Genomic DNA, 26,271 nt, shown 5'->3' with positions numbered 1-26,271 from the left:
TCCGCCGCTTCGCGGCTCCAAAACGGCACGTGTGCCGAGCGTTGAGCCTGTAGAAAAAACCCGCTGACGGCTAAGTTTTGGTAGGATCGAGAAAACAGACGAGGAGTGGTCAGCATGCCGCGCTTCAAGCCTTATAACCACGATCAAAATGCCATGGTGGTGATCAACTACCAAGATCAACTCCAACCCGGTACCTTTGAGCACGCAGTGCATTACCTGATCGAGCATAAACTCGACTTGTCCGTTTTCCACCCCAAGTACCGCAACGATGCGACCGGCCGGCTGGCCTATGATCCGGCCATCCTGCTTAAGATTATCCTGTTTGCTTACTCCAAAGGCATCACCTCCAGCCGTGAGATGCAGTGGTGCTGCGAGACCAATATTATTTTCAAAGCCCTTTCTTGCGATACCGTTCCCCACTTCACCACACTGGCCAGCTTCGTCAGTCGCCATGCTGATGAGATTGAAGCGCTATTCGAACAAGTGCTGCTGGTGTGCCATGAACAAGGCTTGCTGGGTAACGAACTCTTTGCCATTGACGGCTGCAAGATGTCCTCCGATGCCTCTAAGGAGTGGTCGGGTACGTTCAAAGAATTGGGCGAGAAGCGGGAGAAACTAAGAGGACTGATTCGGCATCATTTATTGGAGCACTACGCGCGTGATGAAGCCGAAACGGAAGCCGACCTGGATCGGGACATTCGCCGAGCCAAGACGATTCTCTCGCTAGATGCCGCCATGAATAAAGTGGATCGTTTCCTAAAGATGCACAGCCCAAGGATGGGCCAGGGGAAGCGAATCAAGGAAGTGAAGAGCAATCTGACCGATAACGAAAGTGCCAAAATGACCACCAGCAAGGGCACGATCCAGGGCTATAACGGCGTAGCCACGGTGGATAAAAAGCACCAGATCGTTATTGATGCTCAGGCCTTCGGCGAAGGCCAGGAGCATCATACCCTGAAGCCAGTTCTGGAGCAGGTAGAAGCGCGTTTTAAGAAGCTGGGCATCGCCGAGAACATCTACCAGAAAGGCACCGTCGTGACCGCTGACACTGGCTTTGCCAATGAAGCTAACATGAAGTATCTGTACGAACAGCAGATCAACGGCTACATCCCCGATAACCAGTTCCGCAGCCGAGATCCGAAGTTCGCCGACCAGAAAGACAAATATGGCAAGCGCCATCAGAACCTGCTGGACAAAGGCTGGCGAGAGACGATGCCAGCCAGCGCGTTCCAGTTTGATCCTTTAAAGCTAACGTGTATCTGCCTAACTGGCGAAAAACTGTCCTATCGCGGGCAACAAGAAACGGACAATGGCAAGATTCGGGTACACTTTGAAGGGCGTTTGCTGCAATGTCGGCACGGCCCAAAGAAATACCGATGCATGCAGAATCCGAGCTCGGCCGACCATCGCAACGGCGCAGGGCGACAAGTGTCTTTTATTATCGAGAACAACCGCTTACCCAATTACACGGACTGGATGAAGCACCGAGTTGATAGCCCGAAGGGCAAAGAAATTTACAGCCACCGTATGTCAGTCGTGGAGCCCGTTTTCGGCAATATTGGCACGACGAAAAGACTGAACCGCTTCAGCCTTCGGGGTAAGCAAAAGGTGCAAGGTCAGTGGCAGCTTTACTACCTGGTGCACAAATATTGAGAAGTTAGCGAATTATGGCCACATGCCCGCGTCATGAAGGGCTTAGAGCGGGGTCAGTTGCTTTTTAAGAGCAAAAGGCCGTCTTTAACAAGCTTTAGTTGGGCGCTCAAGTGGCTAAATACCGATATTAAGATTACTCAGCCAGATGACCGGCTGGGTAAATGAATAAGGACAACAGGCGCTGGAAACGGCTCGAAATCGAGTTTTTCTACAGCCTCGTTAGAGTGCTGAAATATCCTCAGATGGGGAGGATTGCGGTTGCTAGGTAAGTAGTCCCGAAGTGATAGCAGGCCTGATTGCGAGGTTTGGCGCGGATGCTAAAATTTTCGCCTGCGGTCGGCTATTAGTGTAATTCGTCGATCAGCATGCTGCGGGTGACGCGGTTCGCGTCAACTTGCTGGTCGCGCCCGTTCGCGATCGTGTACTGTTACATAATGACCTAGACCGGAGAACGCCATGCCTTCCCCCCTCGTGACCACCGACTGGCTGCAGGAGAATCTGGATAACGAACATTTGGTCCTGATCGACGCTAGCATGGCCAATGTCGTTGGCAAGGAGCCGATCATTTATGACAGTCCGATGTTGATCCCGGGAAGTTTCCGAATAGACCTGGAAGGAACGCTTTGCGATACCGGAGCTTCCCAAGCCCACGCCTTCCCGACGGAAGAGCAGTTCACGGCGGAGGTCCGTAGATTGGGCATCGAGCCCGAGAGCCTGGTGGTCTTGTACGACGATCAGGGGATCTACTCGTCACCACGCGCCTGGTGGATTATGCGGGCTATGGGCCTCAAACAGGTGTTTGTTCTGGATGGCGGCCTGCCGCAGTGGTTGGCCGAAGGTCGGGACACCGTTTCTGCTCCGGTGTCGGATGCGGCAAAGCATGGCAGCGTGGTTGGCCAGCTCGACGACACCCTGGTTCGAGATTCTGCCTACGTTTTCCAGCACCTGGAGGACGAGCAAGTAACGGTCATCGATGCGCGATCACAGGCACGTTTCCTGGGGCAAGCGCCAGAACCCAGACCTGGTGTGCGCGGTGGCCACATCCCCAATTCCCTCAACCTGCCGTTTACAGAGGTGCTGGAGGGCTATCGGTTCAAGCCAGCCAGCCAGCTGGCGTCAACGTTTGCCCACCTCGCTCCCTCCCTTCAGCCCAGCAATGGGCACCAACTGGTGTTTTCCTGTGGTTCCGGCATCACCGCCTGCATCATCCTACTGGCGGCCGAGCTGGCCGGGTATACTCAGTTGTCACTGTACGACGGTTCGTGGGCCGACTGGGGCGGCAGTGAGTCGTTGCCGGTGGCGTAGCGGATACCATCTCGCTACGAAATGAACTGGCAGTTCCTAACAATCACAGGCACGGCGACGTCTATTCCATTGCGGCTTCTCCTCCATTCCGCAGCCGCGAGTGCTGTCTGCGTTGAGTCTGTAGCAAAACTCCGATAACGGCTAAGTTTTGGTAGGATCGAGGAAACAGACGAAGAGTAGTTAGCATGTTGCGTTTCAAACCCTATAACTAAGATCAAAACACCATGGTGGTGATCAGCCACCAAGATCAGCTCAAGCCAAGCACCTTTGAAAACACAGTGCACTACCGAACCAAGAACAAGCTAGACTTCTCTTTTAGCCATCCCCGGCGATGTGCTTATCGCAGCGTAAAGTCCCGGCAAACTCCGCATAATCATACCCCACCTCAAAAACACCTCACATAAACGTCCAGGCCAATATCCTCGTGATCTTATTTCCCTGCTTCATCTCTATTTCCCGTACATCAACCGCACCGAGCTTACGAATCAGCTTCTTGGCAGGCTTAACATTGTCAGCTTTTGAAACCAGGCTGCTAAACCAGCGGCATTGAGTTGCATACTCCTGGCTTTCTCTTATTAGCTTTTTAAGAAACAGCTGTTCGCCCCCCTTACACCAAAGCTCTGCCTCCAGCCCGCCAAAATTCAGAACGGGAGGTTTGGTTTTAGCTTTTTGTTCACCGCGACTACGAGCAAGGTTATTGAGTTTAAGCTGGCTACCTTTAAGTGCTTCATCGAGCGAGGCGTGGAAGGGTGGGTTGCATACGCTGACGTCAAAGAACTCCCCAGCTTGAATGATCCCTTCAAATATGTGGTTTTTATCGTGCTGCGTGCGCAGCGTGAAGCGATCTTTGAGTGTGGGGTTGTTGGTGATAATCGTGGCTACGTTCTCAAGCGACTGAGTGTTAATGTCACTACCCACACACTGCCAGCCGTAAATTTGGCAGGCCAGTAGTGGGTAGATGCCATTGGCTCCTGTCCCTATATCGAGCAGCTTGATGCTGGGCTGTTCATGTCCAAGTCCAATTAAATCCGCCATGTGATGAATATAGTCGGCTCTGCCTGGGATCGGGGGGCAAAGCGCGCCCTCTGGAATATCCCAATCGACAATATTGTAGTATCGGTTTAATAACGCGGCGTTGAGGGTTTTTACTGCCAGTGGGTCTGCGAAACCGATGGAAAGTTCGCCATAAGCGTTAGGCTTCACATAGGGGGCTAGTGGTGGGTGGCTCTTTACGAGCACTGGGAAGTCATAGCCTTGGTTGTGTAGATTCTTCGGGTGCAGGCCTTTACGAACAGGCTTGGCTGGGCTTTTTTCACTTCCATGGTGGTTGTTCACAGTAATAGGCCCGAGGCTTGGCGTTCAATTGTTGAGTGGGTTTGGCTTAGTCCGTGATTATAATCTTAATAGCTGTGTTGAGCATACTCGGCAGTTCGAGGGTGGTGCGAGAGCTCCAGCTATCCGTGTTTTGCCTAACAAAATCACGGAAGGCGGACGCGTGAGATGCGCTGCTTTGTTTTAACGTTATGAGAGCTCAAAGAGGTTCGGATTTTGATTCATGATTGCTCTTCATGTTCACTCGCTGAGGTATGGTTTGAAGAAGATGATTCCGATGTTTATTTCAACCTGAGTAGGGGGGCGACAGAGGAAGACCTTGAGGCGAACCATTATCTTGAGTACGAGGGACAGACAATTGAGGCTGTAAGAATCAGCGTGGTTTTCTGTCCATTCTGCGGTCAAAAGCTCGCAAACGGTGAAAAAATAGTCGTGCCTGAGTTTCAGTACCATAATTTTGGTGGCAGGAAATGAGCGCTCATAATCAAGCGTATTACTACGCGGCCGTCGGGTGCTCGCACCGGTGTGCGTGGTGTTAAATTTTTCAATCGGGTTTTAGTGATGAATATTGAAATTGTTGAAAAAGCAGATCACCTTAAGCTGATAGAAATTTGGGAAGCATCGGTCAGAGCAACCCACGATTTTTTGGCTGAAGATGATCTACAGGAGCTAAAGCCGTTAATTCTGGAACAGTACTTTGATGCCGTTAATTTAAGGTGCGCTAAAAACGGTAATGGCGAAATACTGGGCTTCTGCGGCGTACATGACGGCAATATTGAAATGTTGTTCATCTCACCTGCTGCGCGCGGAAAAGGTATTGGTACCATGTTAGCGATCCACGCTATCAAAGAGCAGGGAGCGACAAAAGTCGACGTTAATGAACAGAATGAGCAGGCGCTAGGTTTTTACCAGCATATTGGCCTTAAAGTGACGGGGCGCTCTCCGGTTGATGGGCAGGGTAAAGCCTATCCGCTGCTGCATATGGTGCTATAAAGATTTATTAAGGCCAGGCACGGCGACGGCTTTTCCGTTGCGGCTTCGCCTTTACTACAACGCCACGCGTGTTGGCGGCGTTGGGTGTCATAGGGGAAGAATTTAATGCCAACGATGTATGACAAACCCGTTCGCATGTTGATGCAGGACATGATCCCCGCACTTGGCATATCTCCTGGCGGTACGTTCACACGGGAGCAAGCTGTTCATTGGTTCGCTGAAAACTATCCAAAGATCAAACAAGGTACCGTCGCCGCGCATTTGATCCGCCTCTCTACAAACGTGCCGACGAGGTTGCAGTATAGCGTGCGATCCGATGGATCGGATGATCACTTCTACAAGATCGATAGCAGCACTTTTCGACTGTACGAACCAGGAAGAGATCCCACTCCGATCTCGGAATCCACCCCTGCTCCTGAAGAGCCACCTGAATCACCCTCTGACGGAACTGGCGAGTTTGCCTATGAGCATGACCTTCGAGATTTCCTAGCGAGAAACCTTCAACTTCTTGAGCCGGGTCTTACCTTGTACACCGATGAGGGCATCACTGGTGTAGAGTTTCCCGTCGGCGGTCGATTCATCGATCTATTGGCAGTTGATTCATCTGGAAATTACATCGTAATCGAACTAAAGGTGTCTAAGGGCTATGATCGAGTAGTCGGCCAGCTCCTTCGGTACATGAACTGGATTAAGATAAACCAAGCTGACGAAGACCAGCGTGTTAGAGGTGTAATCGTCGCGAAAAGCATTAGTGAAGATCTTAGTCTGGCTTGTGCTGGGTTGCCAGATGTCGCATTAGCTGAATATGAGCTGGCTGTGTCGATTAGGCCAATTGCTGGGCTGAAGGCATGACGCCCAACAAATCGCTATAGGCGATGTTTGACCCGCCGCCCACTTTGCCAAAGCTAAAAGAATTGCCTTCAGCGTATGTTGATATCTATGAACAATTCTGTTGTGCCAACATATATGGCTACTGGCATAGATAGTGAAACGTCTCTGTACATGATTGCATCGGATGCAGCCTAGTAAAGCACATCTACGAAGAGATATAGCTGAAGGTTAGGTGGTTTCCTAAACTGGACACTGGGATGTAGCTCGGACGAGGGTGACACCGTGGAAATCGATGAAAACAAGGTCGACGATACTGTTTTGGCTCTACTCTACCTGACATTGCATGACGGTGCTCGCGCGTGGAAGACTTTTGATTGGGAGTCGCTAAATAGACTTCACGCAAAGGGGTTCATTGCTGATCCTGTCAATAAAGCGAAGTCAGTCGTTTTGACAGAGGAGGGGCTTCAGGCATCAGAGCGACTGTTCAATCAGCTTTTCTCCAAGAAGCAGTAACATTGGCAGGCGTTCAGGCGGATATCGCTAACGACACACGAGTTAATGCATAACTAGTGGCTGTTATCGGCCCTTCGGGGCTGGCCCATTCTCTCGGGGAGAGAAATGTTAGCCGCGATGCTTCTCGTTATTAATTGCGGCGGTGTTGTCGATTTTGATCAGTGGCGAACGACTACTCTATGCAAAACGCATTATTGCGGTGCTGCAACCCGGAACAATGCTGAATCCACGCGAGGAAGTCCGTCATGAGCCAGATTAAATCACCGAGAGTTGTCTCCAAAGAGGAATGGTTACAGGCACGCAAAGCCCACCTAAAGAACGAGAAGGCGCTCACCCGCATGCGCGATCTGGTCGCCCGTGAACGGCGTGAGCTGCCATGGGTCAAGATGGAGAAGGAATACGTCTTCGACACGCTGGAAGGGAAGAAGACGCTTGCCGAGCTATTCGGCACAAACAGTCAACTGGTCATTCACCATTTCATGTTCGGCCCTGACTGGAAGGCGGGCTGCCCGAGCTGCTCGCTGGAGGCGGATCATGCCGAAGGCGCTATTGTCCACCTCGCCAATCACGATGTCAGTTACGTTCGTGTATCCCGCGCGCCGCTGGAAAAGCTGGAAGCCTACCGGAGGCGCATGGGCTGGACAGCCCAGTGGGTGTCCTCCCAGGGCAGCGATTTCAATTTTGACTTTCAGGTCTCTTTCGCACGGGAGGATCTTGAGGCTGGTCGGCTCTACTACAATTACCAAGCTATCGAGGATCCGAAATACTTCAGCGAAGAATTGCCCGGTCTTAGCGTTTTCTACAGGGATGAAAGTGGCGCTGTGTTCCACACCTACTCCAGCTACGCCCGTGGCAATGAAGAGGTTATTGGCGCCTTCGTTTATCTCGATATCACGCCGAAGGGCCGCAACGAGAAGGAAATCATGGACTGGGTTCGGCGCCGAGATGAGTATGACGCGAGCCCCGCAAACGTGAGTTGTCACTCCTGCTGATGATCTCAGCCTGTCGCATGCCGACCGCCTAGCACTCGATCACAACACTCCGATTTAGCTGACAAAGTTGAGGCTGCAGCCGGTGAAGATCTGCCTATCTCGCTTGGTTATGGCGACTCGCATCTGACAAATCTCAGTACCTGCGGCCCCAGTTTTCGAACCTTTGTTGCCGGGCAAACTGATAGCTTTTGGATGCATGTTGATTTCGATGTGCGATGTGGTTGATTCTAATGAAATGCCCGCGGCAGACTGTCCAGAAAATAAATTAAGACAGTAGGAAATATGAGGTAGATCGAAATTTGGTTTTACTAGAGCCTTGTTACTTATCCTGTACTGGCTTGTGGCCAAGTCTCAGGCTAAGGAACGGATAAAGCTCTAAAATATTAAACTCGGAGATAGAATACGGTGAACAGTGCGTCTCATAATATTAAAGGTCGGTGTCGTTGTGGCCAGGTTGAATTTGAGGTTAGCTCAAAGCCCATGATCACAATGGCTTGTCACTGCACAGGCTGTCAGCAAATGACTTCAAGCGCGTTTAGCCTTAGTTCGCTATTTTCTAGCGCTGCCTTTTTGATTACATCTGGAGAGCCCGTTATCGGAGGGCTGCACGGTCATACACACCACTTTTTCTGTGAGCATTGCATGAGCTGGCTATTCACACGTCCTGAAGGTATGGATGACTTTGTTAATGTGCGCTCAACGTTGCTAGAGAATTCTCGAACCTATAAGCCATTCATTGAAACTTACACGGATGAAAAGCTGGAGTGGGCGATTACTGGTGCAGAGCATAGTTTCGTTAAGTTTCCACCACAGGAGAAATTCCCAGAATTACTCCAGGAGTATGCGCAAAAACAAGGATAAATGCAGTATTGAAGAATGTGGTTCAGCACACATCAATCGGCTGCAGCGGAGCAATTCACGCTGCACTTCAATCACCTATGAGCACAAGCACCTGGAATTGGGTGGCGGAATATACGCAGACCTAACAGGCGAGGAGTATGTCGCGGATTTCTTGCTGCCCAACTTCTACTTTCACCTTGTCACGACTTACTCGATATTGCGCAGTGTCGGAGTGCCGATCGGTAAAAAAGATTATATGCTTCACCTGATGCCAAAAGTGAAACAAAGTGCAATCTAACCAGCGCTTCGAACTGATTACTGCGCGCTTCTGCGCAGCTCAAGCTCCGGTATGTGCTGATGGAGAAGTAATTTGAACATTACAGATTTATCTTTCGGGGTCACGGATTGGTCTGAAGTTGAGAGGACTGAGCACTCCGGAGAATACGGTGTTGCTTATTGGAAGACTCGAAATTTCGGGGATATCCGGGTTCGTATGGTTGAGTACAGTCCTGGCTATCTGGCGGATCATTGGTGTGCTAAAGGGCACATATTGCTCTGCCTCGAAGGTGAGCTTCATACTGAGCTAGACGATGGTCGTTGTTTTGTTCTCACGCCTGGTTCGAGCTATCAAGTTGCCGACAATGCAGAACTTCATCGTTCTTCGACGGAGCAGGGAGCTACGTTGTTCGTCGTCGATTAGCATCGCATAATCACTGTTATGGATAGGGAGTAAACGTATGGTCTTCGACTTACCTGCACCAGAGCAGCAAGACTCCAAGTCATTGGTTGGCAGTATTGCGGCTCGGCGCAGCGTGAGGGAGTACACGAATGCACCACTCCCTATCGGTGTTTTGTCTCAATTGCTTTGGTCGGCCCAGGGCGTAACAGGGCCGGATACAAAAAGAGCAACGCCATCGGCAGGTGGATTATACCCGCTGCACCTAAAAATATTGGTGCAGCGGGTATCGGAACTTGAGCCTGGTATCTATGAGTATCAGGCTGACAACCATTCGTTAAAGTTAACTGGGAACCGTGCCCCGGAAGGGGCAGTGCAAGCGCTAGGGATTGGCGATCAACCATGGTTGAAAGAAGCGGCTCTCGTCATCGGAGTTGCCGCGAAACTGGGAGAGGCAGTTCGGCACTTTGAAACTCAGCCACCCCAGGGAGAGCGCGGCGCTCGCTATGTATATATGGAAACTGGTGCTCTAGCACAAAATGTCCATCTTCAGAGCACTGCTCTCGGAGTTGGTTGTGTTCTAGTGGCAGGTTTCGACGATCCAAGGGTGAAAGAAGTATTGAGATTGCCTGCGGACTTGGACCCTACTGCGCTGCTTTGCATTGGGCAGCGGCGTGCCTGATAGAGGAGCCGTCATTCATGTTCTCTGCTGAATTCTTGCTTACCTCGTTGGTTGTCGTACTTATTCCAGGCACAGGTGTTATCTTTACCGTTTCCATTGGCTTAATGCATGGGCGTCTGGCAAGTCTCTATGCTTCTCTCGGCTGTACACTTGGTATTGTGCCGCATCTGCTGGCTACTGTTCTGGGCCTGGCGGCCATCATGCATACGAGCGCGATAGCATTTCAGGTGCTCAAGTATGCGGGTGTCGCGTATCTTCTTTACCTTGCCGTTGTTACTTGGCGTGATCGAAGCGCTTTCTCTGTTCATGAGGTGAGGCGAAAGGGTGATACCGTTTCGCTTATGAGCAAGGCGTTTCTGCTGAATATCCTCAACCCCAAGCTGACCATTTTCTTCTTGGCCTTCTTGCCGCAGTTCGTTGCAACTGACGCCCTGTCATCATTAGGACAATTGTTCGGACTGAGTGCTATTTTCATGGCGATGACCTTTGTTGTCTTCGTCATCTACGGGCAGCTTGCCCATGTGTTTAGGGCAGCCGTTATTGAGTCACCGAAGATTCAGAGTTGGTTGCGCAGAAGCTTCTCAGCAGCGTTCGCGGGATTAGGCTTACAGCTCGCTCTGACTGAGCGGTAAGGCTTAACAATTCATTTAAACCGACACCGCAAAGCGGTGCGGCTTAATTCAGCGCTAGGTACAAAGAGAGAAGGGATGAGCGCGACACGAATAATGATCTTCGGAGGCCCTGGCGCAGGTAAATCCAGGTTGGCTCTTAGACTGTCGAGAGTTCTTGACATAGCCGTTTATTGTGTTGATGGGGCCGTTCATGATGAGAAGGGGAAGCTTCGGCCAAACTCCGAAATTGATTGCACAGTAAGATCCTGGGCATCAAAACATCAATGGATCATTGAAGGAGGAAACTCCAGAACCTATTCGGATAGAGCATCTAGAGCTACCGTTCTTGTATGTATGAAGCCGCCACGTTGGCTAAGAGTCTATCGAGTAGCTATTCGAGATAAGCTTAATTTTTCATCGCTTTATTGGTCTTTTAAGTATGATGAGGTGTTTGGGTTTAAAGATGATCTAACCTTGAGCTCAGTAGGAAGAGATATTGCCACCTATAAGATTAGAACAAATAAAGATGCAGGTGAATTATTAAAAATACTGGCGCGGAATAATTGTTCTTCATCGCTATGAATGAATAATGCGCTGTGATCATGGGTATAAAATATTCAGTGTGCGAAATTAAGGAGCACCAAATTGGCCAGCATGTTAGAAGAAGGGAAAGAAATTCTATCCCAGCAGCCCTTCAGCTTGCTGTTGGGTGCAAACTTGGAAGTATTTGAAACTGGCTTTGCTGAAATAAGCCTTAAAATGAGAGAAGAGTTTAAGCAAAACAATGGTTTTGCGCATGGTGGTATCGTTAGCTATTTGGCTGATAACTGCATCACCTTTGCTGGCGCGTCAGTACTAGGAAGCTGCGTTACCTCAGAATATAAAGTAAATTATGTTCGGCCTGCTGTTGGAGATCGGTTGGTTGCTAGATCTACAGTTTTATACTCAGGTAAGCACCAGTCTACTTGTGAGTGTAAAGTAGACTCGCAAGGAAATGGCGAGGAGAAGCTGGTTGCGGTTTCTCTTGGAACCATAAGCAAGACCGGCGCGTTGTAATCTAACCATTCATTCCGAAGGCCAGCTTACAACATGCACATTTTTTGTGTGGCCGCTGCACTCCTGGCTGTGCACAAAAAACTGCACATTGCAGGCTGTCCTTACACTCAGCTTTAGCTATTAAAAGGAGGAATTGAGATGTGCGAGACTCTAGAGAAAAGCGTTTCGTTTCGCGTGGCCACCCACCACGATCTGCAAGCTATCGTTCAGATGCTCGCCGATGATAGCCTTGGTCTAAAGCGTGAAGATCCTTCAAGTCCTCTGTCTCGTTCCTATCATATGGCCTTCGAAGCTATCGATGCTGATCCTAACAATGAGTTGGTAGTTGCAGTTACAGGTCATCATATTGTGGGCGTGCTTCAAATCACCTTCATTCCATATCTAACCTACCAGGGGGGATGGCGAGCACTGATAGAGGGCGTTCGCGTATCCAAGGAAATCCGGTCATCTGGAATTGGTCGCGCTATGTTTGAGTGGGCCATAAATCGCGCTAAAGAAAGAGGGTGTGTTCTGGTTCAGCTCACAACTGACAAGCTGAGGCCGGATGCATTACGCTTTTATGAGGGCTTCGGCTTCGTCGCATCTCACGAAGGAATGAAACTCAAGCTGTAATCCTGCAAGCAGGCGAGGATTCTTTAAGGCCTCCCAATGTTTGGCCTCTTTGGCTAATAAAAACGTCAATGCGACCTGGCTGCTTTAAATCCAGCTGTTTACGCTCATCGTTAAGCTTCTCCCTTGACCACCTACAGAAGATATTTGAGTACACATATGGCCTTTATTGAACCCGTCACCCTCTCTGCGCGCGGCGTAAAAATCGTGCCGCTTACACTCAACCACGAAGCCGGTCTGCGCGCTGCCGCAGCGGACGGGGAGCTATGGAACCTGCGCATTACATCGGTACCAGCGCCTGACGAGACGCACCGCTATATTGATACTGCTTTGAAAGCCCGAGAGGAAGGCCACCGCTTTGCCTTTACCGTCATTGAAGAGGCCAGTGGTACGGTGCTTGGCTCTACGAGTTACCATGATATTTTGCCTGACGTAAAAAGAGTGGAAATTGGCTACACGTGGTACGCCAAGCGAGTGCAGCACACGCATGTCAACACCACTTGCAAGCTGCTGCTATTGACACACGCTTTCGAGACGTTGGGCTGTAATGTGGTCGGCTGGCGTACTGACAACTTCAATTTTGCCAGCCAGCGTGCAATTGAGCGCCTAGGCGCGAAAAAGGACGGCGTGATCCGTGGCAACGTGTTGCGCCGAGACGGTACTATTCGCGATACGGTGATGTATAGCCTGCACAAGGGCGAATGGTCAGAGGTGCGTGCGCATCTCGACTATCTGTTGAGCCGACCCCGTGCGTAGTGAGGAAAGCGTCGTGGCTTAGTCGATCAAGGCTTTGTAGTGTCGCTATATGCATGCTTAAACGCCATACAAGCATGACTGGATCCGTTTATTCAGGTGTTATGGTACGTGTTGAGGAGGTGGTATGTCGTTCGAAGAGTTACGGTCTGAAGTGCATAAAACTTACATGGAATACTATGTTGCTGGGTTTAAGAGCAACGACGTAACGCTGATCGATAAAATGGTCAAATATCCAATCGCATATATTAAAAATGGCTCGGTGACAATGTGTGATTCCTATCCGATAGATCCCAAAAGCCTTAAAAAAGAAAAGGGTTGGGATCATTCTGTCGACTGGAAGTTTGAGGTGACAGCTGTCAATGATAGTGAGGCTCATGCAGTTGCCTCTGCTGTCAGATGCAGAAAAGATGGTTCAAAAATTGAGAGTGTTCATGGGTTCTATGCTTTCACCAAGACGGCCGATGGATGGAAAATGTATGCCGTTGCGGATACTACCTTTTGATCATAACAATGCGCAGCAGTGCGCGGCTTGCATCCAATGTGCGTCTTTGACAGAGCATCGCTTTGCTTCAAATTAAGTTTCTAGAGTCACAGTTTTCAGGTAATAAGGATCGTTAATGAAGAAAATGTTTCTAACTTCATCGTTTGCGGATGTGGCGGATCTATTTTTAAAATTTACCGGGGGGAAATGCGCTGGCAAAACGGCTACCTTCATTCCTACTGCGAGCCTCGTGGAAGAGGTGAGGTTTTATGTGTCCGCTGGCAAGGAAGCCCTCGAAAAGCTGGGTGTTATCGTTGATGAGCTTGAAATTTCAACGGCGTCTAAAGATGAAATAGAGAGCAAGCTTCAAAAAAATGATTATATCTATATCACTGGTGGAAATACTTTCTTTTTACTTCAAGAGCTAAAAAGAACAGGTGCAGATAAAGCCATAATAGAACAAATAAATTCAGGGAAGATGTATGTAGGTGAATCAGCCGGTTCTATTGTTGTGTCGCGCGATATTGAGTATGTGAAGGACATGGATGATTTTACGGCAGCACCTAACGTAGGCTCTTTTTCCTCGCTAGGTCTCGTTGATTTTTATCCAGTCCCACACCATACCAACTTTCCATTCAAAGAATCCGTTGAGAGCATCATCTCCAGTTATAAAGAGAAAATAGGCCTTTGTCCAATTAGTAATGCACAAGCAATTATCGTAAATGATAATAAGTTTGAAGTATGGCCTGACGAGGCTTAACAAATCTTAATAAAGCGAAACAGCACGTGGCTTACAGCCTCCGAACGCTTCTAAACTGCGCGCCGCAGTGCTTGGCATTATAAGTATCCATATGGGTAAAAGGAGTCGTAAGTGTTTGAGGTAAAAGCAACCCAACATGTGCTGGCGGTTAACGATCTTGAGAAGACCGAGAGTTACTTGCTCGACAAACGTTCGACGCAGCGGGCCGATATCCCCTCTACCAAGCCCTGGCTCAACATTTAACCATCGGTCCAACAGACTAGCTGCCGCACCCATGCCTTAAATGGAGAGTCTAATTTTGAGCTATCTTGGTGGGTGTTGCTGAGAAACCTCGTAGCTATTTTGGCTTTTGACGGTTAAACACGATCAGAACTGAAGGAGAGACACATGGTAACCAACACAGAGCTTCATGGGGCTTGTCTTTGCGGGATTGTCAGCGTCACCGTTACCACCAAAAGCAACCACGTCGGCGTTTGTCACTGCTCGATGTGCAGAAAGTGGGGGGGGGGGCCGCTGTTTGCGGTGGAGTTTGCCGGTGATGTGGATTTTAACGGCTCGGAGTATATAACTACCTTCAGTTCCTCAGAATGGGCTGAGCGTGGTTTCTGCCAACAGTGTGGCACCCACCTCTTCTATCGCTTAAAGCAGGGTGGGCATTACGCGCTTCCCGTTGGCCTTCTTGATAGCGCGGATGATTGGAAAATAACCGAACAGATATTTATCGACCAAAAGCCCCCTTACTATTCACTAGCAGAAAAAACCAAGCAACTGACGGGGGAAGAAGTGTTTGCTCAATTTGGGGAGCAGTAGAGGCTCAGTTCATGGTGCACCAATTCCACTCTCTTACTAATGCTGGCTTGAACCGGAGCTTGGGTTTGCCAAAATGAGGGTTATAACCGGCATCACTTGACTTGGCAAGGAGAGAGCCTTCATCAGCGGGCGCTACGTAATGTGTGGTAATCGACGGGGGAGCTTATGAGCGACAAGAGCAGAATCAGCTTGCAGTGCGTGGTGGGCGATATCGCTCGACAGTCCGATGTAGATGCCGTGGTTAATGCCGCCAATGCACAATTGAGAACCGGTGGGGGCGTTGCCGGGGCACTTCATCGCGCTGCTGGGTCCGGCTTGGCCGAAGAGGGGCAGTCAATGGCGCCCATCAACCCGGGCCAAGCGGTACTCACCGGCGGTCATAATCTGCCCAACCGCTGGGTGATTCACTGCCTGGGCCCGGTATACGGCGTCGACAAGCCGGAGGATCAACTGCTGGCGGACTGTTACCGCAATGCGCTGAAACTGGCCGACGAGCACGGTATTGAACGGCTTGCTTTCCCGGCACTGTCTACCGGTGCTTTCGGCTACCCGGCGGAAGAAGCCGCTCAGGTGTGTGCGGCTACCCTCGAAGCCATACTGCCCAGCTTGCATAAAGTGCGCCTGATCCGCTTTGTGCTGTTCGACGAAGCAGCCCGGCATACCCTCCACCAAGCTCTGGCTCAACGCTTAACCATTGATCCAGTAGACTAGCTGTAGCGCCAATTGTTTAGCTGACGCATGCATGAGAGCTGAGTGGAGGCTGCTGCTTCTGCTTAGTAGGGGGCAGCTTTAGCACCGCTGCGCTGCCGCGGGTGCACTTGAGCTTATTTTATAGCACTATCACGCCGCGTATTCTCCAGCTCCTCAATCATTCGGCGCGCTGCATTAGAAAGCGTTCGATTGGTATGCACCAAATAGCCCAGCGGTCGGTAAATAGGCGGGGTGTCTACCTTTAGCTCTACCAGTTCGCTGTCGATCATCTTTTCCGGCAGCAGGCTCCAGCCTAATCCTACGCTGCACATCATTTTTAGCGTTTCTAAATAGTTGGTCGCCATGCTTACAGGCAATTGAAGACCAGCTTCGTTAAAACGTTTCGCAATAAGTGACCCTGTAAAGGTCTTCGCCCCCGGCATTACGCAGTTGAATTCACACAGGTCGGCCAATGACCGGAGGCTTTGAGGTGCCGGGTCTTGGTTGGCAAGTGGGTGGTCAATCGCACAGGTAAAACAGAGCCGATCACGCCAGAGCTCTACGACCTGCAGTTGTTCATGAGGGTGGGGGGCGAGAGTCACCACCGCCATTTCCAGAGTGCCATCCAGCACCCCCAGGTAAGCCTGCTCAGAATCCAGAAAGTGCAGGTCGAGTTCGACTTCCGGATGGCGCTGGGTGTACCGCTTTAATAGTGGTGGTAAGCGGTGCAGGCCAATATGGTGGCTGGTGGCCAGGGTAAGCTTGCCACCCACTTGGCCAGACAGGTTGGCTAGTGCCCGGCGGCTGTCCTCAACGGTAAACAGGATGCGCCTCGCTTGGGGCAGTAAGACATTACCGGCTTCGGTTAGCGCAATACGCCGACCAATGCGGTCAAACAGCCGTGCACCTACCTGAGACTCCAAGGTAGCGATGCGTTTGCTAACGGCGGGCTGGGTAAGATAAAGCTGCTCCGCTGCGCGAGAGAAACTTTGCGTATCGGCGACAGCCAGAAAGGCTTGTAGGCTTTGGGTATCCACTTACGAATCCTTGATTAAGCATTCCTGTTTGGAATCTAATCTATGAATAACATGAATTGCTTTTATGCGCGAGTCGCGTAACACTCGTGCTATCGCCATATAAGCAGCACGAAGAGGCTGCCATACCGAACTAGCAGGGCACCGCCCAGGAGAGCCATATGTCAGGTCAAACCCTTTACGACAAACTCTGGAATCAGCACTTGGTAAAGCAGCGCGATGACGGCACTGCGTTGATCTACATCGACCGCCAGCTGCTTCACGAAGTGACCTCGCCTCAAGCGTTTGAAGGCCTGCGTTTAGCTAATCGTAAGCCGTGGCGTTTAGATGCCAACTTGGCCACGCCTGACCATAACGTGCCGACGACCATTAAAGAGCGCGCCGAGGGCAACAGCGGTATTAAAGACCCGGTGTCGCTGATTCAGGTGCAAACCCTGGACGACAACTGCCTTGAGTACGGCATCGAAGAGTTCAAAATCAACGACCCGCGCCAGGGCATCGTGCACGTAGTTGGCCCCGAACAGGGCGCAACGCTGCCAGGAATGACCGTGGTGTGTGGCGACTCCCACACCGCGACCCACGGTGCCTTTGGCGCTTTGGCCCACGGTATTGGTACCTCGGAAGTCGAGCATGTAATGGCGACCCAGTGCTTGCTGGCGCAAAAAATGAAGAATATGCAGGTGCGCGTGGAAGGTGAGCTTGGCCTGGGCGTAACAGCAAAAGATGTGGTGCTGGCGATTATCGGCAAGATTGGCACCGCTGGCGGCACCGGCTATGCCATTGAATTTGCCGGTAGCGCGATCGCTTCGCTTTCTATGGAAGGGCGCATGACCGTATGTAACATGGCTATTGAGGCGGGCGCACGAGTAGGTTTGATCGCCGTGGACGACACCACGATTGATTACCTTGCCAAGCGTCCTTTCGCGCCCACGGCAGAGCAGTGGGAAGCCGCCGTGGCGGACTGGCGCAATCTGGTGTCTGACGACGATGCGCAGTTCGATAAAGTGGTTACTTTGCAGGCTAAAGAGATCGAGCCACAGGTGAGCTGGGGCACCAGCCCGGAAATGGTCACCGGTATTTCCGGCCAAGTGCCCGATCCCAGCGCTGCGCTGGATGAAACCGTTCAGCGCAGCCACACTCGTGCCTTAGAGTACATGGGCCTTCACGCCAATCAGAAAATCACTGATATCAAGCTGGATAAAATCTTTATCGGCTCCTGCACCAACTCGCGTATTGAAGATTTACGTGAAGCCGCCAAAGTCGCCAAGGGCAAAAAGGTAGCTGATTCCATCAAGCTGGCCATGGTGGTGCCGGGTTCTGGCTTGGTGAAGCGCCAAGCTGAAGCGGAAGGTTTGGATAAGATCTTTATTGAAGCAGGCTTTGAGTGGCGCGAGCCGGGCTGCTCCATGTGTTTGGCCATGAACGCGGATAAGCTGGGTGCCGGTGAACACTGCGCCTCTACTTCTAACCGAAACTTTGAAGGGCGCCAGGGTTACGGTGGCCGCACGCACTTGGTCAGTCCAGCCATGGCAGCGGCAGCGGCGATTGCCGGTCACTTTGTTGATGTTCGCAGCTTGCCCGCTAACGACGCCACTCACGCTCAGGAGGCCTAAACCATGAAAAAATTTGAACGTTTTGAAGGCGTGGTAGCACCCCTTGACCGCGCCAACGTCGACACCGACTTGATTATCCCGAAGCAGTTTTTGAAGTCGATCAAGCGCACCGGCTTTGGCGTTAACCTGTTTGACGAACTGCGTTACTTGGATGAAGGCCAGCCGGGGCAGGACTGCTCACAGCGCCCGCTGAACCCTGATTTCGTCTTGAACCAGCCGCGTTTCAAAGGCGCGGAAGTGCTACTTGCTCGGCGCAATTTTGGCTGCGGCAGCTCTCGTGAACACGCGCCTTGGGCGCTGGAAGATTTCGGTTTCAAGGTAGTGATTGCGCCTAGCTTTGCCGATATCTTCTACAACAACTCGTTCAAGAACGGCATTTTGCTGATTACCTTCCCAGAAGACGTAATAGATCGCCTGTTTGCCGAGGTGGATGCCAATGAAGGCTACCAGTTGGATGTGGACTTGGAGAACCAGCGGGTCATTACCCCGAGCGGTGAGATTTTAGAGTTTGAAGTGGATGAGTTCCGCAAACACTGCCTGCTGGAAGGGCTGGACGATATTGGTCTGACGCTAAAAGACGAAGACGCCATTCGTGCTTTTGAGCAGAAGCATAAAGCTGCGCGCCCCTGGTTGTTCCGGCAGTCTGCCTAAACGCTTTCCAGTTTTCACAGTAAGTTTGATAGCGCGTTGCAACCCCATTGCAATGCGCAAAGCGGCCAAAGTCGCTCGATAACATGTTAAGGAATCAGCATGACTCATAAGGTATTACTGCTGCCGGGTGACGGTATTGGCCCCGAGATTGCCGCCCAGGCGGCACGTTTGTTGAAGGCGTGCCAGGAAGCGGGCTTGGATATTGAAGTAGAAGAGGGCTTGGTGGGCGGCTCTGCCTATGATGTCCACGGCGAGCCTCTGCCCGCAGAAACCCTGGAAAAAGCTAAAGCAGCCAGTGCGATTTTGTTGGGCGCAGTAGGTGGCCCCAAGTGGGACAAAATTGAAGATCTCTCCAAGCGTCCGGAAAAAGGCCTGCTGGGGCTGCGTAAAAACCTTGGATTGTTCGGCAATCTGCGCCCGGCAATGCTCTACCCGCAGTTGGCCAGCGCCTCTAGCCTGAAGCCAGAACTGGTGGCCGGGCTGGATATTATGATCGTTCGCGAACTCACCGGCGGCATTTACTTCGGCCAGCCCCGTGGCATTGAAGTACGAAATGGCGAGCGGGTCGGTTTTAACACCTATATTTATTCTGAAAGCGAAATTGAGCGCATTGGCCGCGTCGCCTTTGAAATGGCCCAGAAGCGTGGCAAGAAACTTTGCTCAGTAGATAAAGCTAACGTGCTGGAAGTGACCATCTTGTGGCGTGAAGTGATGGAGCGTTTAGCGCCGGAATACCCGGACGTTGAGCTTTCCCATATGTACGTCGATAACGCCGCCATGCAGCTGGTGCGCGCACCCAAGCAGTTTGACGTGGTGGTGACTGGCAATATGTTTGGCGACATTCTTTCCGACGCTGCCGCTATGCTGACCGGCTCCATCGGTATGCTGCCTTCTGCTTCGCTAAACGAAAGCGGGCAGGGCATGTACGAGCCATGCCACGGTAGCGCGCCGGATATTGCCGGCCAGAATGTAGCTAACCCACTGGCCATGATGCTTTCGGTAGCCATGATGCTGCGTTATTCGTTGGGTGAAAATGCCATGGCGGAGCGTATTGAAGCCGCCGTCGGCAGCGTGCTGGATGACGGTCTGCGCACTGCGGATATTGCCTCTGAAGGTATGCAGACCATTGGTACCGATGCCATGGGCGATGCGGTGTTAGCGGCGTTTGCTAAGCAGTAAGTTAAGTCGGTGGGTTACCCCGGCGCCCTTATTTACTCAGCCATTATCATTGAGCCGTTGTTCAGCGCGGCTTCAAAATCACCGTAAAGAAGTGTGTATAATGTGAGTACTCATTCTTTGCAGGAGGACTTCATATGTTGAAAGTCGGTTTCGTGGGATGGCGTGGCATGGTGGGCTCAGTGCTGATGCAGCGCATGCAGGAAGATGGTGATTTCAACGGCATCGAGCCGGTGTTCTTCACCACCTCCCAGGTAGGCCAGCCCGGCCCCGACATCGGTGTCGACGTACCTCCGCTGAAAGATGCCTTTGATATTGAAGCGCTCAAAGCGTTGGATGTTGTTGTCACCTGCCAGGGCGGTGACTACACCAAGCCAGTTTATAAAGATCTTCGCAGCGCAGGTTGGAAGGGCTACTGGATTGACGCCGCCAGTACCCTGCGCATGGAAGATGAAGCGACGATCGTGCTGGATCCAGTCAACCGCAAGGTTATCGACGACCAGCTAGCCAAGGGCGCTAAAACCTTTGTGGGCGGCAACTGTACCGTGAGCCTAATGCTGATGGGCTTGGGTGGTCTGTTTGAAGCCGATATGGTCGAGTGGATGACCTCCATGACCTACCAGGCGGCTTCTGGTTCGGGCGCTAAGCACATGCGCGAGCTGCTCAACCAAATGGGTCAACTGCGTGACAGCGTCGGCGAAGAGCTAAAAGATCCGTCAAGCGCGATTCTGGATATCGACCGCAAAGTAACGGCTGCCATGCGCAGCGGTGACTTCCCGACCGATAACTTTGCCGCGCCGCTGGCAGGTAGCTTGCTGCCATGGATCGATACCAAGCTAGACAACGGCCAGAGCCGCGAAGAGTGGAAGGGCAGCGTTGAGACCAATAAGATTCTCGGGCTCGACAACAACCCGATCCCCATCGATGGCCTGTGTGTGCGTATCGGCGCGATGCGCTCGCACAGCCAGGCGTTCACTATCAAGCTGAAGCACGATGTGCCGCTTGATGAGATCGAAGATCGCATCGCCAAGCACAATGAGTGGGTCAAGCTGATTCCTAATGACAAAGACGCCACCATTGCTGGTCTAACGCCTGCGGCTGCCACTGGCACGCTGCAAGTGCCGGTTGGGCGACTGCGTAAACTGCAAATGGGCGGCGAATACCTCTCAGCATTTAGCGTGGGTGACCAGTTGCTGTGGGGCGCCGCAGAGCCGCTGAAGCGTATGTTGAAGATTCTTCGCGAACAGTAATTGTTTATTGTTGTACGCCAGTCGAAAACGGGAAGCTGTTCGCAGCTTCCCGTTTTTTTCGGCTAGTCATCTTGATAGTGGGAATAACACCGTTATTTCGTTAAGTTATGACAAAAAAGACTTAGTAAAATTATTTGGTATCAGTCGTTAAAAGTAAGTAGGTGATCAGGGAACATTCATGAAAAAATCACTGACATGGATTGCATGGCTCTCGTTGAGTGCAGTAAGTCCGATTGCGCTGGCCGTTGGTTTTGGACAGGCGAGTGTCAGCTCATATCTGGATGCGCCTTTAGATGCTTCGATCCCTCTGCTCGAAAGCAGTGATTACGCCCTCGACGAGATTCATATCAGCGTTGCCGAGCCTCCAGCCTTTGCCTCAGCAGGCCTTGAATGGACGCCATTAGCGGCCAGCGTGCGCGTCCAGATTCAAGAGCAGCAGGGGCGCCGACAGGTACGCTTAAGCTCTGATAAAACGATGCAGGAGCCCTGGCTTGATTTGCTGTTAACGGTGGAGTTGCCAGACGGGCAGCAGTTTCGCGACATAACACTACTGTTTGATCCCCAAGGCTATGCTCAGAATCAAGCGCTTGCTCAAAATGCTGCCCCCAGCTCGTCAGCAGTAAGCAGTGCCGTCACGTCTCCGCTTGCTCAGCCCAGTTCGACGCCGCCATCGAGTGCCTATGTGGGGAGCGGCGATACCCTATGGAGCGTTGCCGAGCGTATTAAACCTGACGAGGTGAGCGTACAGCAGATGATGCTGGCGCTGCTGGAGGCCAACTCTGAGGTCTTTCCATCGGGCAATATAAATGACATGCGTGCAGAGCAAACACTTCGGGTGCCTAATTCTGAACGCATTCTGGCGCGCTCTCACGGTGATGCCGATGCTGCTATCAAAGCGATGAATGAAGCCTGGCAGCAACGCCGCCCTGGCTCATTGCAAACAGTGGCGCTACCGAAGGTTGAAGCCGCCACGTCTGTTTCTGCTACCTCCATAGCCGCCGACCAAGCTGGGGTTGAAGAGGAAGTCGACGAGCCTGAAGCAATAACGCGTTCGGAGCTGACCGAGCAACTGCACCTAAGCCAAGCGACATTACAGCAGGTTCGTGAAGAGCGTGAGTTGATGCGCGCTGAGCTTGATGAGCTGCGTGGTGAGGTTGCCTCCCTAACGCAGGCGCTAAGCGATACGTTGGCTGCTCAAGAGCCACCTTCAGCGCCACTCATTGCTAGCATGGATGAGACGAAGAGCCCGGGTGTGGCTGGCTTAATTGAGCGCTACCAGTGGACGTTGGCTTTGGCCGCCATCACACTGCTGCTAGCGCTGTTGGCATGGTTACGTAAGCGCCGAGAGGAGACCTGGGAAGACATTCCGCTGGCTGAACCCGTGGTTAAGCCAGCGGCTTCGCCTCGCGTAGACCCCAAGGCTGAGAACGATGCTCTTGCCACTAACGCCGCGCCGACATTAGATACTGATCAGTGGCTGGTCGACGATCAAGGGCAGACGCCATCGCAAGACGACCCCCTTCGCTATGAAAAAAGTCAGGCATCGGGACTCGCTGAGCAGGGGCGTCAGCGGAGGCTGAAGCTACACGCTGTTTCCGCTGACCGTTCTCAAAATGTCTCTTTAGCACCGCCGCCGAGTCCTATGCCCATGAGCCAACTGCTAGCTTCTATCCGTGCCGGTATACCTGCCTCTGCGGCTGCTAATGCTCATGTGCAGCAAACCGACAAGCCTTCTGAAACAGCTGAGGATCTAGACCATCGCTTTATCGATTACCACCCGCCGATCTTAAACAGCGCTTCACCCACCCATGATGGTCAGCGCACCGAGACCCCAATGCAGCCCACGGTGGAGTTCTTCAGTGAGTCGCATGCCGAACCGGTGCCTCCCGCGAAACAGCCACGTAGGCCAGTTGAAGAGGAATGGGAAATTGAAGAGGTAGCATTCAAGCCTCGAGGCCTGGATAATAGCGATCCTTCAAAATCTTCAAAATGATGTGGCTTGATGACGCTGTTCTATCACTTCGATGAGAAAATTCCGCTTACCGGCCGCTTGGCAATGGGTATCGAGTACGACGGTACCCGCTACTGCGGTTTTCAGCGCTTAAACCATGCTGCATCGGTTCAGGCATCGTTAGAGGATGCGCTGTCCAAGGTGGCCAATGAGCCTGTCCGGGTGAATGCCAGTGGGCGCACCGATTCGGGGGTGCATGCGACCCGTCAGATCGTCCATTTTGACCCGCCGGTAGGGCGCTCCGAAAAAGCCTGGATCTTTGGCGCTAATACCCATTTGCCCCGCGACGTTGCTGTACGCTGGGTGAAACCAGTGGGCGATGACTTTCATTCACGCCTATGCGCCCTGGGGCGCCGCTACCGCTACGTGCTGTTGAACCAGATCAGCCGCCCTGTATTGGAGCGGGCCAATGTGACCTGGTGCCGTGACCCGTTAGACGCCGATGCCATGCACCGGGCCGCCCAGGCGCTGGTAGGCGAGCACGATTTTTCCAGCTTCCGTGCCGCTGGGTGTCAGTCCAAAACCCCCTGGCGACATATGCACTTTGTGGACGTAAAGCGCTACGGCCAGTTGGTGATGATCGATATTCAAGGCAACGCGTTCTTACACCACATGATTCGCAACATTGCCGGGGCGCTGGTAAGCGTCGGACGCGGTGCCCAGGATGAAGCTTATATTGGTGAACTTTTAGCGCTTAAAAACCGTCGCAAAGGGGATGTGACGGCACCCGCCTGTGGGCTGCATTTTGTCGATTCGGTCTACGATGAGCGCTTTGATTTGCCTAAAGAGCCGTTGGGGCCGCATCTGCTCTCATTTACTGGCGAGTGGACGGGAGAGCGCGAGCTTCCTGATACGCCACGGGTGGCCTATCGACGCAATCGCTCGTTGTGTAACCCGGCAGCTACCCCGAAACAGGAGGCGTCGCCATGAGTGCTTCTCCGCAAACCCGCACTCGAATCAAGTTCTGTGGTTTTACGCGTGGTGAGGATATTGGCCTCGCCGTGGCGCTGGGCGTGGATGCCTTGGGTTTTGTGATGTGGCCAAAAAGTGCGCGCAGCGTGAATGTCGAACAACTGGCGGCGCTCTCTGCCCGCGTGCCTGCCTTTGTGACCCGTGTGGGGCTGTTTGTCGACCAGCCTGCTGAGCTCATTGAGCAGTGCTTGCCCTATCTCGATATGCTTCAGTTTCATGGCAATGAAACGCCCGATGAGTGCCAGCGCTTTTCGCTACCCTGGATGAAAGCGCTGCGCATGCGCGATGAGATAGATCTTACCCATGAGGCAGAGCGCTATCATCATGCTCAGGCGCTGCTGCTAGACGCGTATCGACCGGGGACGCCGGGGGGCACGGGGGAGACCTTTGATTGGTCTAGAATTCCCGCAAATCTTGCAAAACCTGTTATCCTCGCCGGTGGGCTGAGTGCTGATAACATTGCTGACGCTGTGCGTCAGGTAGCGCCTTATGCAGTGGATGTGTCCGGTGGTATTGAAGCCTCTCACGGCTGTAAAGATGCTGACAAAATGGCGTCTTTCGTGCGTCATGTGGCGTTAGCCGACACCCACTAGCGTTCCCCGCATAAGTTTATGTAAGCCTAGTTTTTGTGTAATTTATGCGTATTGCTTATGGGTATTTTATCGAGCTACGTGTTTACGTCGATTCATTTATTGTTTGCCTGCTCTGGCGATCTTGTGAGGTATCCCTGTGACTGTTTCTGCGACGCCTACACCAAAAACCAAGTTCAGCGATCTGACCCGAATGCCGGATGCCCGTGGTCATTTTGGCCCTTACGGCGGTCGGTTTGTGTCAGAAACCCTGAGCTTTGCGTTGGAAGAGTTGGAGAAGACGTACTTAAGCCTGCGTGATGACCCTGACTTTCAGGCCGAGTTTGACTACGATCTTGCCCACTATGTGGGACGTCCATCGCCGCTCTACCACGCCAAACGCTGGTCGGCGAGTCTTGGGGGCGCACAGATTTGGTTGAAACGGGAAGATCTGAATCATACCGGCGCTCACAAGGTAAACAACACCATTGGTCAGGCACTGCTGGCCAAAAAAACCGGCAAACCACGCATTATCGCTGAAACCGGGGCGGGCCAGCATGGCGTTGCCTCGGCGACCGTTGCTGCTCGCCTAGGGCTTGAGTGCGACGTGTATATGGGGGCTGAAGACGTACAGCGCCAAAAGCTTAACGTTTACCGTATGCGCCTACTGGGCGCTCGGGTCATTCCGGTAGAGTCCGGTACCCGCACCCTCAAAGACGCCATGAACGAAGCGCTGCGTGACTGGGTCACCAACGTTGACAACACCTTCTATATCATCGGTACCGTGGCGGGCCCGCACCCTTATCCGCTGCTGGTGCGCGATTTCAACGCGGTGGTGGGGCGTGAAGCGCGCCGCCAGTCGCTGGAGCAGATCGGCCGTCTTCCCGATGCGCTGATTGCCTGCGTGGGCGGTGGCTCTAATGCTTTGGGTCTGTTCTACCCCTTTGTGGAAGATGACGACGTGGCCATGTATGGCGTGGAGGCCGGTGGCGATGGCGTCGAAACCGGCCGCCACGCGGCGCCGCTGTCATCCAATGCGCCGCGCGGCGTGCTCCACGGTAATCGCACCTACTTAATGTCAGATGAAGCCGGGCAGGTGTCGGATACGCACTCTATTTCAGCTGGCCTGGATTATCCTGGCGTAGGCCCCGAACACGCGCTTTGGAAAGACGTGGGTCGGGTCTCCTATGTGGCCGCTAACGATAAAGAAGTGCTCGAAGCGTTTCGCGAGCTGACCCACATGGAAGGCATTATGCCGGCCCTTGAGTCGGCCCATGCGCTGGCCCATGCCAAGGTATTGGCGCCTACCATGCGTCCTGACCAGCATATTGTGGTCAACCTCTCCGGGCGTGGCGACAAAGACATCATGACCGTTGCTAAGATTGATGGCATCGAATTTTAAGGT

30 protein-coding genes are annotated in these 26,271 nt (G+C 52.3%); 28 read left to right on the top strand and 2 right to left on the bottom strand.

Annotated features, from left to right (window positions below):
- Positions 1-114 precede the first annotated feature (114 nt).
- Together LMS44_RS12805 and LMS44_RS12800 are read left to right on the top strand one after the other, a co-directional pair.
- On the top strand, positions 115-1,653 hold the full coding sequence (locus tag LMS44_RS12805; protein WP_430468923.1) for a transposase: 1,539 nt from the start codon (positions 115-117) through the stop codon (positions 1,651-1,653).
- 456 nt (positions 1,654-2,109) lie between these two features.
- Positions 2,110-2,958: a sulfurtransferase gene (locus LMS44_RS12800; protein WP_430468922.1), complete on the top strand. Its 849-nt coding sequence runs from the start codon at positions 2,110-2,112 to the stop codon at positions 2,956-2,958.
- Between the two features lie 396 nt (positions 2,959-3,354).
- Here the strand turns inward: LMS44_RS12800 and rlmF are convergent, their stop codons facing one another.
- Complete coding sequence (rlmF, locus tag LMS44_RS12795; protein ID WP_430468921.1) at positions 3,355-4,293, bottom strand: 23S rRNA (adenine(1618)-N(6))-methyltransferase RlmF; 939 nt, start codon at positions 4,291-4,293, stop codon at positions 3,355-3,357.
- Between the two features lie 558 nt (positions 4,294-4,851).
- Here rlmF and LMS44_RS12790 point away from each other — a divergent pair.
- The 18 genes from LMS44_RS12790 to LMS44_RS12705 all read left to right on the top strand — a co-directional run bounded on the left by LMS44_RS12790 (position 4,852) and on the right by LMS44_RS12705 (position 15,611).
- Positions 4,852-5,283 (top strand): acetyltransferase, encoded by a 432-nt coding sequence (locus LMS44_RS12790; RefSeq protein WP_430468920.1) that lies wholly within the window; start codon positions 4,852-4,854, stop codon positions 5,281-5,283.
- 105 nt (positions 5,284-5,388) lie between these two features.
- Positions 5,389-6,135: an endonuclease NucS domain-containing protein gene (locus LMS44_RS12785; RefSeq protein ID WP_430468919.1), complete on the top strand. Its 747-nt coding sequence runs from the start codon at positions 5,389-5,391 to the stop codon at positions 6,133-6,135.
- A 261-nt stretch (positions 6,136-6,396) separates the two neighbouring features.
- Positions 6,397-6,627 carry a DUF6429 family protein gene (locus LMS44_RS12780; RefSeq protein WP_430468918.1) on the top strand — a complete coding sequence of 77 codons (231 nt, stop codon included), beginning with the start codon at positions 6,397-6,399 and terminating at the stop codon, positions 6,625-6,627.
- A gap of 245 nt (positions 6,628-6,872) precedes the next feature.
- Positions 6,873-7,619 carry a DUF899 domain-containing protein gene (locus LMS44_RS12775; protein ID WP_430468917.1) on the top strand — a complete coding sequence of 249 codons (747 nt, stop codon included), beginning with the start codon at positions 6,873-6,875 and terminating at the stop codon, positions 7,617-7,619.
- Between the two features lie 405 nt (positions 7,620-8,024).
- Positions 8,025-8,480, top strand: coding sequence for a GFA family protein (locus LMS44_RS12770; RefSeq protein WP_445533565.1), 456 nt, complete (start codon positions 8,025-8,027; stop codon positions 8,478-8,480).
- On the top strand, positions 8,371-8,757 hold the full coding sequence (locus tag LMS44_RS12765; RefSeq protein ID WP_425336963.1) for a DUF1993 family protein: 387 nt from the start codon (positions 8,371-8,373) through the stop codon (positions 8,755-8,757). The genes LMS44_RS12770 and LMS44_RS12765 overlap by 110 nt, the downstream gene beginning before the upstream one ends.
- A gap of 72 nt (positions 8,758-8,829) precedes the next feature.
- Positions 8,830-9,159 (top strand): DHCW motif cupin fold protein, encoded by a 330-nt coding sequence (locus tag LMS44_RS12760; RefSeq protein WP_027957495.1) that lies wholly within the window; start codon positions 8,830-8,832, stop codon positions 9,157-9,159.
- Between the two features lie 37 nt (positions 9,160-9,196).
- Positions 9,197-9,817: a SagB/ThcOx family dehydrogenase gene (locus tag LMS44_RS12755; protein ID WP_414122805.1), complete on the top strand. Its 621-nt coding sequence runs from the start codon at positions 9,197-9,199 to the stop codon at positions 9,815-9,817.
- Positions 9,818-9,834: 17 nt separating this feature from the next.
- The gene (locus LMS44_RS12750) at positions 9,835-10,449 is read left to right on the top strand and encodes a LysE family translocator (RefSeq protein WP_498945299.1); all 615 of its coding nucleotides are present in this window, start codon (positions 9,835-9,837) and stop codon (positions 10,447-10,449) included.
- 75 nt (positions 10,450-10,524) lie between these two features.
- Complete coding sequence (locus LMS44_RS12745) at positions 10,525-11,010, top strand: P-loop NTPase family protein (RefSeq protein WP_422154540.1); 486 nt, start codon at positions 10,525-10,527, stop codon at positions 11,008-11,010.
- A 72-nt stretch (positions 11,011-11,082) separates the two neighbouring features.
- Positions 11,083-11,484 carry a PaaI family thioesterase gene (locus LMS44_RS12740; RefSeq protein ID WP_498947297.1) on the top strand — a complete coding sequence of 134 codons (402 nt, stop codon included), beginning with the start codon at positions 11,083-11,085 and terminating at the stop codon, positions 11,482-11,484.
- A gap of 138 nt (positions 11,485-11,622) precedes the next feature.
- Positions 11,623-12,096, top strand: a complete 474-nt coding sequence (locus LMS44_RS12735; protein WP_141441003.1) for a GNAT family N-acetyltransferase — start codon at positions 11,623-11,625, stop codon at positions 12,094-12,096.
- A 156-nt stretch (positions 12,097-12,252) separates the two neighbouring features.
- Positions 12,253-12,849 carry a GNAT family N-acetyltransferase gene (locus LMS44_RS12730; protein WP_022523207.1) on the top strand — a complete coding sequence of 199 codons (597 nt, stop codon included), beginning with the start codon at positions 12,253-12,255 and terminating at the stop codon, positions 12,847-12,849.
- 124 nt (positions 12,850-12,973) lie between these two features.
- Entirely contained in the window at positions 12,974-13,351 is a 378-nt protein-coding gene (locus tag LMS44_RS12725; protein WP_027957489.1) for a DUF6841 family protein, read from the top strand.
- A gap of 115 nt (positions 13,352-13,466) precedes the next feature.
- Positions 13,467-14,090: a peptidase E gene (locus LMS44_RS12720; RefSeq protein ID WP_027957488.1), complete on the top strand. Its 624-nt coding sequence runs from the start codon at positions 13,467-13,469 to the stop codon at positions 14,088-14,090.
- Positions 14,091-14,201: 111 nt separating this feature from the next.
- On the top strand, positions 14,202-14,333 hold the full coding sequence (locus tag LMS44_RS12715; protein WP_269318443.1) for a hypothetical protein: 132 nt from the start codon (positions 14,202-14,204) through the stop codon (positions 14,331-14,333).
- Between the two features lie 144 nt (positions 14,334-14,477).
- Positions 14,478-14,900 (top strand): GFA family protein, encoded by a 423-nt coding sequence (locus tag LMS44_RS12710; protein ID WP_422154535.1) that lies wholly within the window; start codon positions 14,478-14,480, stop codon positions 14,898-14,900.
- Between the two features lie 165 nt (positions 14,901-15,065).
- The gene (locus tag LMS44_RS12705; RefSeq protein ID WP_022523211.1) at positions 15,066-15,611 is read left to right on the top strand and encodes a macro domain-containing protein; all 546 of its coding nucleotides are present in this window, start codon (positions 15,066-15,068) and stop codon (positions 15,609-15,611) included.
- A gap of 113 nt (positions 15,612-15,724) precedes the next feature.
- Here LMS44_RS12705 and LMS44_RS12700 read toward each other — a convergent pair whose 3' ends face one another.
- The gene (locus tag LMS44_RS12700; protein WP_022523212.1) at positions 15,725-16,627 is read right to left on the bottom strand and encodes a LysR family transcriptional regulator; all 903 of its coding nucleotides are present in this window, start codon (positions 16,625-16,627) and stop codon (positions 15,725-15,727) included.
- Between the two features lie 158 nt (positions 16,628-16,785).
- On the opposite strand from LMS44_RS12700, the gene leuC reads away from it, so the two are divergent.
- The 8 genes from leuC to trpB all read left to right on the top strand — a co-directional run bounded on the left by leuC (position 16,786) and on the right by trpB (position 26,268).
- On the top strand, positions 16,786-18,237 hold the full coding sequence (gene leuC, locus LMS44_RS12695) for a 3-isopropylmalate dehydratase large subunit (RefSeq protein ID WP_022523213.1): 1,452 nt from the start codon (positions 16,786-16,788) through the stop codon (positions 18,235-18,237).
- A 3-nt stretch (positions 18,238-18,240) separates the two neighbouring features.
- On the top strand, positions 18,241-18,888 hold the full coding sequence (leuD, locus tag LMS44_RS12690; RefSeq protein ID WP_009286958.1) for a 3-isopropylmalate dehydratase small subunit: 648 nt from the start codon (positions 18,241-18,243) through the stop codon (positions 18,886-18,888).
- A 99-nt stretch (positions 18,889-18,987) separates the two neighbouring features.
- On the top strand, positions 18,988-20,067 hold the full coding sequence (gene leuB, locus LMS44_RS12685; protein ID WP_039859060.1) for a 3-isopropylmalate dehydrogenase: 1,080 nt from the start codon (positions 18,988-18,990) through the stop codon (positions 20,065-20,067).
- Between the two features lie 134 nt (positions 20,068-20,201).
- On the top strand, positions 20,202-21,314 hold the full coding sequence (asd, locus tag LMS44_RS12680) for an aspartate-semialdehyde dehydrogenase (protein WP_022523215.1): 1,113 nt from the start codon (positions 20,202-20,204) through the stop codon (positions 21,312-21,314).
- A 178-nt stretch (positions 21,315-21,492) separates the two neighbouring features.
- Positions 21,493-23,307 carry a type IV pilus assembly protein FimV gene (locus LMS44_RS12675; protein ID WP_422154529.1) on the top strand — a complete coding sequence of 605 codons (1,815 nt, stop codon included), beginning with the start codon at positions 21,493-21,495 and terminating at the stop codon, positions 23,305-23,307.
- A 9-nt stretch (positions 23,308-23,316) separates the two neighbouring features.
- Entirely contained in the window at positions 23,317-24,255 is a 939-nt protein-coding gene (gene truA / locus LMS44_RS12670) for a tRNA pseudouridine(38-40) synthase TruA (protein ID WP_039859055.1), read from the top strand.
- Positions 24,252-24,890, top strand: a complete 639-nt coding sequence (locus tag LMS44_RS12665) for a phosphoribosylanthranilate isomerase (protein ID WP_009286956.1) — start codon at positions 24,252-24,254, stop codon at positions 24,888-24,890. Before truA ends, LMS44_RS12665 begins: the two co-directional genes overlap by 4 nt.
- Before the next feature lie 190 nt (positions 24,891-25,080).
- Entirely contained in the window at positions 25,081-26,268 is a 1,188-nt protein-coding gene (gene trpB, locus LMS44_RS12660; protein ID WP_170834129.1) for a tryptophan synthase subunit beta, read from the top strand.
- The last annotated feature ends 3 nt before the right edge of the window (positions 26,269-26,271 follow it).

The sequence above is a fragment of the Halomonas profundus genome (genome assembly GCF_020865425.1).
Lineage (GTDB): Bacteria > Pseudomonadota > Gammaproteobacteria > Pseudomonadales > Halomonadaceae > Vreelandella > Vreelandella titanicae.
The sequence above is the reverse complement of the archived record's forward strand: the minus strand, read 5'-3'. Positions and strand labels throughout refer to the sequence as shown.